Raw genomic sequence first — 9,905 nt, forward strand, 5'->3', positions numbered from 1 at the left:
ACCGCGACCCGGTGAGCTGCCTGCTGGTCGGCGGCGGCCCGCAGGGCGCGGCGCTGTTCGCGCTCGCCGACACCCTCGCCCGCCGCGGCTGCAAGGTCCACTTCGTGCTCGGCGGGGCGTCCGCGCGGGGCGTGTTCGGCTCCCGGATGGCCCAGCGCATCGGCGACTCCGCCGTCACCACCACCGAGGACGGCTCGCTCGGCGAGCGCGGGACCGTCCGCGACGTGCTGCCCCGCGTCATCGACGAGACCGGCGCGGACGTCGTCTACGCCTGCGGCCCGACCCCGCTGCTGCGCTCGGTCACCCGCGTCGCGGGCGACTTCGGGCTGCCGTCCCAGGTGTTCCTGGAGGAGTTCCTCCAGTCCACCGCGGTGTGCGGGACCGGCCTGTGCATGACCTGCGTGCTCCCGTTCCACGGCGACGACGGCGTCACCCGCATGGTCCGGGCCTGCGCGGACGGCCCGGTGCTGCGCGGCGACCGGGTCCGCTGGGGCGACCTCGGCACCATCCCCTTCGACGCGCTCGGCGCCCCGCGCGTGCTGTCGGCCGTCCCGTCCGAAGGAGCCGACCGATGAGCGCCGCGTCCCCCGACATGACCGTCCGGATCGGCTCGCTGGAGCTGCCGAACCCGGTGCTCACCGCCGCCGGGTGCGGCGGCACCGGCCGCGAGCTGGCCCCCTTCTTCGACCTGACCCGGATCGGCGCGTTCACCACCGCGTCGGTGACCACCCAGCCGCGCGCCGGGCGCCCCACCCCGCGCGCCGCCGAGACGCCCGCCGGGCTGCTCACCGCCATGGGCCTGCCCGGCCCCGGCGTCGAGCCGTTCCTGGAGCGCGAGCTGCCCTGGCTCGTCGACCGGGACGTCCGGACGATCGTGTCGGTCGCGGGCAACAGCGTCGAGGAGTTCGCCGAGGTCGCCCGGCGGCTGCGCGGCGTGCCGAACATCGCCGCGATCGAGGTCAACGTCGCCTGCCCGAACGTCGCGGACCGGGGCCGCATGTTCGGCTGGCACCCGGGCGCCGCGGCGGCCGTGGTCGGGGCCGTCCGGGCGCACTCGCGCCCCGGCACGCCCGTCCTCGCCAAGCTCGCCCCGGACGTCACCGACATCGCCCGCATCGCGCTCGCGTGCGTGGACGCGGGAGCCGACGGCCTCACCCTGGTCAACACCATGGAGGGCATGGCGATCGACCCGGACACCCTGCGGCCCGCGCTGACCGGCGTGTCCGGCGGGCTGTCCGGCCCGGCGATCCGCCCGGTCGCGGTCCGCTGCGTCTACCAGGTGCACGCGGCGCTGCCCGACGTCCCGATCGTCGGCGTCGGCGGCGTCGACTCGGGGCTCGCCGCCCTGGAGTTCATCCTCGCCGGGGCGAGCGCCGTCGCCCTCGGCACCACCCTGTTCCACGAGCCCGGCGCTCCGGTGCGGGTGCTGCGCGAGCTGGAGGACGCCCTCGCGGCCCGCCGCATCGCGCACCTCGCCGACGCCGTCGGGCTCGCCCACAAGCCCGCCGGGTACGTCCCGCCGCGCGTCCTGCCCCTGCCGCCGGACGGTCCGGACGGCGCCCCCGACGCCGCGCAGGCCCCTGTGTCCGCCGCTGAGGGGACGAAAGCCCCGTCCGGTGCCCCGGCGCGCCCGGCGTCCCGCGCGGCCGCTGACGCGGCGTTCGGGGCCCAGTCAGACGGTGCGGACGGACGTCCGGGGCCGCGGGCCGCCTCCGCGGCGGGCGAGCCGGCGCGGGTGGCCGCGCCCGTCCGCCCCCGCGCGCCCCGCTCCGGCGCCCGCCGCAAGGACGCCCCGGCCACCGAACCCGCCGCGGCGGAGACCAAGGAGAGACTGCCGTGATCGCAACACCGGCCCCGATCGCCGTCGCGCTGGACGCCCCCGACCTGGACACGGCCGCGCGCTGGGCCAGCGAGGTCACCCCGCACGTGAGCACCGTCAAGGTCGGCCTGGAGCTCTACCTGCGCTACGGCCCGGACGTGGTCGCCAGCGTGCGCGGCGCGAGCGGCGTCCAGGTGTTCCTCGACCTGAAGCTGCACGACATCCCGGCCACCGTCGCGGGCGCGACCCGCGCGGTCGCCCGGCTGAAGCCCGCCTACCTGACCGTGCACGCCGCGGGCGGCCCCGCCATGATCCGCGCCGCGGCCGAGGCCGCCCCGGACACCCGGATCGCCGCGGTGACCGTCCTGACGTCCCTCACCGACGGCGACCTCGCCGCGATCGGCCTGGCCGGGCCCGCCTCGGACGCCGTCCTGCGGCTGGCCGCGCTGTCGGTCGAGGCGGGCGCCCGCGCCCTGGTCTGCTCGCCGCAGGAGGCCGCCGCCGTCCGCGCGGAGGTCGGCCCGGACATCACGCTGATCACCCCCGGCGTCCGCCCGGCCGGCGCCGCCACCCAGGACCAGGCGCGCGTCGCCACCCCCGAGCAGGCCCTGTCGGCCGGCGCCGACCTCCTCGTCATCGGCCGCCCCATCACCGGCGCCGCCGACCCGGGCGCGGCGGCGGCGAGCATCGCCGCGTCCCTGCGCCGCACCTCCGCCCCCACCGCCTGAGCGCCCGCCCCACCACGCCCGCGCGGGTGATTCCGGACACACCGCGCGGGCGTTCGCGTGTTCCGGCCCGGAGTGGGGAGAACGCCACGCGGCCCACCCGGCGACGGCCCGAAAAACGTGACCAAGATCATCTTTGGTGGGGGTGATGAGTGACGGGTTTCGGGGGTTTATGGGGGGAAAGTTGCGATCTTGGGTAAGTGTCCAGGTGGCGGGGGTCGGGGCCCTTGACGGGGTCGAGTTGGGTACACTCTGTATTCAGGACACTCCAAGGAGTGATTTTCGTGATTTTGTGGCGGGTAAAACGGCACTTCACGTTGCCTTATGGGCCGTGAACTCGCTAGTTTCCCGTCCCGTCCGACTCCGTCGAGTGGAAACCTGAGGTGACCCGGCGTGGCTCTTCCGCCCCTAACCCCCGAACAGCGCGCCGCAGCCCTGGAGAAGGCTGCCAAGGCCCGCAAGGAGCGTGCCGAGGTTAAGAACCGGCTGAAGCACGGGGGGACCTCGCTCGCCGAGGTTCTCAAGGAGGGTCAGTCCGACGACGTCATCGGAAAGATGAAGGTGTCGGCTCTCCTGGAATCCCTGCCCGGTGTGGGCAAGGTCCGTGCGAAGCAGATCATGGAGCGCCTGGGCATCGCCGAGTCCCGCCGCGTGCGGGGCCTCGGCGCCAACCAGCGCGCCTCCCTGGAGCGTGAGTTCGGCGGCGGTGGAAACCGCTGACCCCCGATCCGCGAGCGGGCGCGACGGTGCTGCCGTCGCGGCCGGCCCGGGCCTGCCCGGTTCCGGCACCACCTCGCTCAGCTCCGGTGCGCCCATGACCGCGCCGGACGGCTCCCAGCTGACGCAAGGTCGGCTCGTCCGTCGCCTCACGGTCCTCTCCGGGCCGTCGGGCGTCGGCAAGAGCACGGTCGTCGCCGAGATCCGGCGGGCCCACCCCGAGGTGTGGCTGTCGGTCTCGGTGACCACCCGGTCCCCCCGACCGGGTGAGATCAACGGCCTGCAGTACCACTTCGTCGACGACGCCGGTTTCGACCGGCTCGTCGCCGAGGGCGAGCTCCTCGAGTGGGCGGAGTTCGCGGGCAACCGCTACGGGACCCCGCGCCGCCCCGTCGAGGAGCGGCTCGCCCGCGGCGAGGCCGTCCTGCTGGAGATCGACCTCCAGGGGGCGCGCCAGGTCCGGCGGACCATGCCGGAGGCCCAGCTGGTCTTCCTCGCCCCGCCCTCCTGGGACGAGCTGGTCCGCCGCCTCACCGGCCGGGGCACCGAGCCGCCGGACGTGATCGAGCGCCGGCTCGCCGCCGCCCGCGTGGAACTCGCCGCCGAGAAGGAGTTCGACGTCACCCTGGTGAACACGTCCGTGCAGGACGTCGTGTACGAGCTGCTAGTCTTGATGGCTGTTCGTCAGTAAGCATCCGCGCCGCGCGTGCGCGCCCCCGAAACGGGGCGGTCCGCCGCGACGACGGTCATCTAGTGGAGGGCCACCGCGTGGCAGCCAGCAACGACGGCATCACCAATCCGTCCGTCGACGACCTGCTCGAGGTCGTCGACACCAAGTACGGTCTCGTGAGCATCGCGGCCAAGCGTGCCCGGCAGATCAACGCCTACTACGCCCAGCTGGGCGAGGGCCTGCTCGAGTACGTCGGCCCGCTCGTCGAGACCCAGGTGCAGGAGAAGCCGCTCTCGATCGCGCTCCGCGAGGTCCGCGAGGGCCTGCTCAAGGCCGAGCCCGTCGAGGGCTGACCCGGCGTCCGAACCGCGGACCGCCGCGTCCTAGAGTCGCCCGTATGACAGCCCCCGACAAGCCCCGCGTGGTGCTCGGCGTCGCCGCCGGGATCGCCGCGTACAAGGTGTGCGAGCTGCTGCGACGGCTCACCGAGTCCGGTCACGACGTCACCGTCGTGCCGACCGAGGACGCCCTGCGCTTCGTGGGCGAGCCCACCTGGGCCGCCCTGTCCGGCCACCCCGTCTCCACCCGTGTGTGGGACGGGGTTTCCGGCGTTCCCCACGTGCGCATCGGGCAGACCGCCGACCTGGTGTTCGTCGCCCCCGCCACCGCGGACCTGCTCGCCCGCGCGGCGCACGGGCTGGCCGACGACCTGCTCACCAACACGCTGCTCACCGCGCACTGCCCGGTGGTGTTCGCGCCCGCGATGCACACCGAGATGTGGGAGCACCCCGCCACCCAGGCGAACGTCGCGACGCTGCGCGAGCGCGGCGCGATCGTCCTGGACCCGGCGTCCGGCCGCCTCACCGGCAAGGACACCGGGCGCGGCCGCCTGCCCGAGCCGTCGGAGCTCTTCGACGTCGCCCAGCACGTCCTCACCCGCTGGCTGAAGACCCGCGCCACCGCCGACGCGGCCGCCGGCTCCGACGCGACCGCCGCGGCTGACGCCACCGACACCTTGGACGCCGGCACCGCAGCGGACGCGACCGGCCTGGCCACTCCGACCGGCGCGACCGGTGCGACCGGTGTGGGCGGTGCGACGGGGACGGTGGCGGCCGGGCGGCGTGTCGATGTGCGAACGGCGGGGCTGTTCGACCTCGCCGGACGGCACGTCGTCGTGTCCGCCGGGGGGACGCGGGAGGCGCTCGACCCGGTCCGGTTCCTCGGGAACCGGTCGTCCGGGCTGCAGGGGTACGCGCTCGCCCGGACGGCCCTCGCCCGCGGCGCGCGGGTGACGCTGGTCTCGGCGAACGCCGCCCTGCCCGACCCGGCGGGCGCGCACGTCGTCCCGGTGGGGTCGGCGCGGGAGATGCGCGAGGCGGTCCTCGCCGCGGCGGCGGACGCCGACGTCGTCGTGATGGCCGCCGCGGTGGCCGACTTCCGGCCCGCCGAGTACGCCGAATCCAAGATCAAGAAGCGTCCGGACGGGGAGCCCGAGCCCATCCGGCTGGTCAAGAACCCCGACATCCTGGCCGAGCTCGGCGGGCGCCGTCCCGCCGGGCAGGTCGTGGTCGGGTTCGCCGCCGAGACCGACGACGTCCTCGCCAACGGCCGCGAGAAGCTGAAGCGCAAGGGCTGCGACCTGCTCGTGGTGAACCAGGTCGGAGCCGACCTGACCTTCGGCAGGCCGGACAACGCGGCCGTCGTGCTCGGCGCGGACGGCTCGGCCACCGAGGTCCCGCGCGGTCCCAAGGAGGACCTCGCCGACGTCGTGTGGGACCTGGCGGCCGCCCGGCTCGGCGGTCCCGCCCGCACGCCGTGACGACGCGCGCGGGGCACGCCGTGACCACGCGCGCGAGTGAGGCACGTCCCGCCCGCGAGGCGTCCTCATGATCACGCGCGCGACTGAGGCGCGCCTCACCCCTGAGGCGTCCTCTGGGTCTAGCTGTCGTCGAGGTCGTTCCCGATAGACTCCGACCGAAAAGTCAAGCCCAAGCCGGGGCGGGGGCCGCGTCCTCCGCCGGCAAGACCGAAGACAAGTCCGTTCTGCGACGACAAGTCAGCAGCCGCTGCAAGGAGTTCACGTACGTGTCTCGCCGCCTGTTCACTTCCGAGTCCGTCACCGAGGGGCATCCGGACAAGATCGCGGACCAGATCAGTGACGCCATCCTGGACGCGATGCTCAAGGACGACCCGGCCTCCCGGGTCGCCGTGGAGACGATGATCACCACCGGTCAGGTGCACGTGGCCGGCGAGGTCACCACCGAGACCTACGTCGACATCCCCGGTGTGATCCGGGAGAAGATCCTCGAGATCGGCTACGACTCGTCCAAGAAGGGCTTCGACGGCCACTCCTGCGGCGTGTCGGTCTCCATCGGCGCGCAGTCGCCCGACATCGCGCAGGGCGTGGACGACGCCTACGAGGCCCGCGAGGAGGGCCAGCAGGACGACCTGGACCGGCAGGGCGCCGGCGACCAGGGCCTGATGTTCGGCTACGCCAGCAACGAGACCACCGAGCTGATGCCGCTGCCGATCACCATCGCGCACCGGCTGTCGCACCGGCTGTCGGCGGTCCGCAAGGGCGGCGTGGTGCCCTACCTGCGCCCCGACGGCAAGACCCAGGTCACCATCGAGTACGACGGCGACCGCGCCGTCCGGCTCGACACGGTGGTCGTGTCGTCGCAGCACGCTCCGGACATCGACCTCAAGGAGCTGCTCACCCCGGACGTCAAGGAGCACGTCGTCGACCCGGTGCTCGCCGAGTTCGACATCGACACCGAGGGCTACCGGCTGCTGGTCAACCCCACCGGCCGGTTCGAGATCGGCGGCCCGATGGGCGACGCGGGCCTGACCGGCCGCAAGATCATCGTGGACACCTACGGCGGCATGGCCCGGCACGGCGGCGGCGCGTTCTCCGGCAAGGACCCGTCCAAGGTCGACCGGTCGGCGGCGTACGCGATGCGCTGGGTGGCCAAGAACATCGTCGCGGCGGGCCTCGCCGACCGCGCCGAGGTGCAGGTCGCCTACGCGATCGGCAAGGCCCAGCCGGTCGGCGTCTTCGTGGAGACCTTCGGCACCGAGAAGCTGCCGGTCGAGCGGATCCAGAAGGCCGTCCTGGAGGTCTTCGACCTGCGTCCGGCCGCGATCGTCCGCGACCTGGACCTGCTGCGCCCGATCTACTCCCAGACCGCCGCGTACGGCCACTTCGGCCGTCCGGAGCCCGACTTCTCCTGGGAGCGCACCGACCGCGCCGAGGCTCTCGCGAGCATCGCCGGTCTCTGACCCGAGGCACGAGAAAGGCCCCCGCTTCCCGCGGGGGCCTTTCCCATGTCCGGAGACTTTCCAGAGGCGCTCGGTCGCGCGCAGTCGCCTGCTCGCGCCGCGCGCTTACTCGCAGGGGGTTCCGCGGGGGAGTTCGTAGCGGGCGCCGACGGTGTAGCGGCCGGGGCCGGGGACCTTCATCTGGACGAAGTCCTTGTTCGGCCCGCTCGTGGTGTCGGCGAGGCAGGCGCCCTTGCCGGGGCCGTGCACGCTGAGCCAGGGGGAGTAGGCGACGCGGACGAGGTAGGTGCCCGCCGCCGGGGCGTTCACGACGACCTTGTCCGGGCGGAACCGGTGCACGGTGGCGGGCGCGGCGACCAGCGGAGCGGGGTCGGCGACCTTGAACAGCCGCCAGTTGGCGTCGCTCCAGACCTCGGTGAGGTAGGGCTGGCCCGTGCGGACCAGGACGTCCTCGTTGTGGGACGACCAGTCGATCTCCTGCTCGGGCAGGACGACGTAGTGGACGGCCCACTTGCGCAGCCAGTCGCGGTAGTCGGCGGCCGTCAGGGTCTTCTGGTAGAAGAGCGCGTTGCGTTCGGCGTCCACCTGGCGGTTCCAGCCGCGGGCGAGGATCACCTGGCGGCTCAGGCCCGCCGCCTCCCAGTGCGAGCGCAGCGGGACGACCTCGACCCGCCCCTTGTCGGCGCCGCGCTCCCTGAGCTGCGCGATCAGGTCGCGGGAGCGGGCGGCGGCCTCGGCGGCCGGGGTGGTGTGGATCAGGTCGTCCATCGGCTTCACGACCTGCCAGACGCCCGTGACGATGAACGCCAGGGACAGCACCACGATGCGCCGCCAGTCGGTCACCCGGCCGACGGCGCAGAGCAGGAAGACGCCGCCGAAGACCAGGGACATGCGCTCGACGTTGCTGCCGACCGGGGACGGGATCAGCCAGGTGAGCAGGATCCCGGCCAGGTAGACGCCCGCGCCGACCCGGATCAGCCGCCAGTCCTTGGGCGCGCAGACCAGCACGGCGACGACGCTGGCGATCGCGGGCAGCACGATCGCGGCGAGCGAGATCGGCTGGACGCCGGTGAACGGGAACAGCAGCGTGGTCGTGCCGACCACCAGGGGCATGCCGAGGCAGATCGCGACGCCGGCGCGGCGGCGTCCGGTGAGGAACATCGCGGCCCCGACGACCAGCAGGAACAGGCCCGCGACCGGGCTGGCGAAGGTCGCGAGCAGCCCGAAGCCGACCATCCCGGAGGCGCGCAGGAACGGCGTGCCGCGCGAGGTGAAGGCGCACATGACGGCGGCGAGCGCGAACAGCAGGCCGAGGCCGAAGGTGGTGCGCCCGGACGCCGAGTTGCAGGAGATCGCGAACGCGGCCCACACGGCGGCGGGCAGCGCGACCGGGGCGCGGAACCGGACCAGCATCGTCGCGGCGAGCGTCGCCGACAGGGTGCCGCTGATCACCGCGACCGTCCGGATCCCGAACCAGGCCATGAGGAACGGTGAGATCACGCTGTAGGACGCGACGTGGATGCCGCCGTACCAGGACAGGTTGTAGGCGGCCCAGGGGTAGTTGCCGACGAAGTGCGTCCAGGCGGCCTGGGCCGCCAGGTCGCCGCCCTCGGTGGCCAGGAACAGCGCCCAGACCATGTGCAGGACGAACGCCACGGCGGTCGCCGCGAGGATGGGGTTGCGCGGGTTCGCCCAGCGCCGCCAGGGCGGCCCGGACGCGGGCGGCGTGGAGGTGGCGGCAGGGGCGGAGCCCACCCGCGCGGAGGCCGATGCGGTGGTCAACGCTGCCTACAGGATCCGGAGGGACGGTCTGGGCCCGGGGGGCACCGGCCAATGATCCACCGAACCCTCGGCGAGTTCAAACCGGTCGCGCGCGGTTCCACGGGTCTGGCGCACCTCTCTCATCTGGTAGGACGAACCTGTGAGCAACGACGGCGGAGACACCGGGCTGATCCCGGGACTGGACGCGCTTCCGGACGGTCCCGGCGGCACGACGGTACCGTCCGGAACGTCCGCCACGCCCGGAAGATCCGCTCGGCGGCAGGGCGGCGGATCCGCGCGCGGCGCCGCCGAGGGCCCCGCCGGCAAGAGCGCGTCGGCCAGGGGCTCCGCGGCCAGGGGCGGCGCCAAGGCGCCCCGGAAGGGCGCTCGCGTCCCGGCCGGACACCTCCCCGTGGCCCGGATCGCGGTCGATATGTCCCTTCCCCATCTGGACCGGCCCTTCGACTACCTCGTACCCAGCGAACTGGATCCCAAGGCCGTGCCAGGGTGCCGGGTTCGTGTGCGTTTCGCCGGACAGCTCGTGGACGGCCTGCTGCTGGAGCGGGTCCAGGAGAGCGACCACGACGGCCGGCTGTCGTTCCTGGAGCGGGTGACCTCGGCCGAGCCGGTGCTCGCCCCGGAGGTCGCCGCGCTGGCCCGGGAGGTCGCCGACCGGTACGCCGGGACGCTCGCCGACGTGCTGCGGCTGGCGATCCCGCCCCGGCACGCCAGGGCGGAGGGCGAGCCGCCGCGCGAGGCCGCGGAGCCCCCGGAGCCGCCGGACGGGCCGGGTCCCTGGTCACGGTACCCGGCCGGGCCGTCCTTCCTGGCCGCGCTCGCCGCCGGCCGCGCGCCCCGCGCGGTCTGGACGGCGCTGCCCGCCGGGCGTTCGACCGGGTCACCGGGACGGTGCTGGTCGGCCTCGGCCTGCGGA

10 protein-coding genes are annotated in these 9,905 nt (G+C 74.1%); 9 read left to right on the plus strand and 1 reads right to left on the minus strand.

The genetic code is table 11. From position 1 onward, the window contains the following. The 8 genes from AB0J52_RS15085 to metK all read left to right on the plus strand — a co-directional run. The coding region (locus tag AB0J52_RS15085; RefSeq protein WP_500182167.1) for an iron-sulfur cluster-binding protein at positions 1-575 on the plus strand (575 nt) is incomplete at its 5' end. Further along, complete coding sequence (locus tag AB0J52_RS15090; RefSeq protein ID WP_500182168.1) at positions 572-1,840, plus strand: dihydroorotate dehydrogenase; 1,269 nt, start codon at positions 572-574, stop codon at positions 1,838-1,840. The genes AB0J52_RS15085 and AB0J52_RS15090, both read left to right, overlap by 4 nt. Further along, positions 1,837-2,547 (plus strand): orotidine-5'-phosphate decarboxylase, encoded by a 711-nt coding sequence (gene pyrF, locus AB0J52_RS15095; RefSeq protein WP_500182169.1) that lies wholly within the window; start codon positions 1,837-1,839, stop codon positions 2,545-2,547. Before AB0J52_RS15090 ends, pyrF begins: the two co-directional genes overlap by 4 nt. Before the next feature lie 390 nt (positions 2,548-2,937). Further along, the gene (gene mihF, locus AB0J52_RS15100; protein WP_026411631.1) at positions 2,938-3,264 is read left to right on the plus strand and encodes an integration host factor, actinobacterial type; all 327 of its coding nucleotides are present in this window, start codon (positions 2,938-2,940) and stop codon (positions 3,262-3,264) included. A 94-nt stretch (positions 3,265-3,358) separates the two neighbouring features. Next, positions 3,359-3,952 (plus strand): guanylate kinase, encoded by a 594-nt coding sequence (gene gmk, locus AB0J52_RS15105; protein WP_500182170.1) that lies wholly within the window; start codon positions 3,359-3,361, stop codon positions 3,950-3,952. Between the two features lie 77 nt (positions 3,953-4,029). Continuing rightward, positions 4,030-4,284: a DNA-directed RNA polymerase subunit omega gene (gene rpoZ, locus AB0J52_RS15110; protein ID WP_117359693.1), complete on the plus strand. Its 255-nt coding sequence runs from the start codon at positions 4,030-4,032 to the stop codon at positions 4,282-4,284. Positions 4,285-4,352: 68 nt separating this feature from the next. After that, entirely contained in the window at positions 4,353-5,750 is a 1,398-nt protein-coding gene (locus AB0J52_RS15115) for a bifunctional phosphopantothenoylcysteine decarboxylase/phosphopantothenate synthase (RefSeq protein ID WP_500182174.1), read from the plus strand. Positions 5,751-6,016: 266 nt separating this feature from the next. Continuing rightward, entirely contained in the window at positions 6,017-7,210 is a 1,194-nt protein-coding gene (metK, locus tag AB0J52_RS15120; protein ID WP_500182171.1) for a methionine adenosyltransferase, read from the plus strand. 105 nt (positions 7,211-7,315) lie between these two features. On the opposite strand, the gene AB0J52_RS15125 is transcribed toward metK, so the two are convergent. After that, the gene (locus AB0J52_RS15125) at positions 7,316-8,992 is read right to left on the minus strand and encodes a DUF8823 domain-containing protein (protein WP_500182172.1); all 1,677 of its coding nucleotides are present in this window, start codon (positions 8,990-8,992) and stop codon (positions 7,316-7,318) included. Positions 8,993-9,131: 139 nt separating this feature from the next. Here AB0J52_RS15125 and AB0J52_RS15130 point away from each other — a divergent pair. Beyond that, positions 9,132-9,905, plus strand: a 774-nt coding sequence (locus AB0J52_RS15130; RefSeq protein WP_500182173.1) for a primosomal protein N' family DNA-binding protein, incomplete at its 3' end; no start/stop codon positions are given.

It is taken from the genome of Spirillospora sp. NPDC049652, from assembly GCF_040675125.1.
In the GTDB taxonomy this organism is placed as follows: domain Bacteria; phylum Actinomycetota; class Actinomycetes; order Streptosporangiales; family Streptosporangiaceae; genus Spirillospora.

Excerpts from the sequence above, each read along its gene's own strand:
- AB0J52_RS15090 (WP_500182168.1), top strand. The coding sequence starts at position 572 with ATGAGCGCCGCGTCCCCCGACATGACCGTCCGGATCGGCTCGCTGGAG.
- gmk (WP_500182170.1), top strand. The coding sequence starts at position 3,359 with ATGACCGCGCCGGACGGCTCCCAGCTGACGCAAGGTCGGCTCGTCCGT.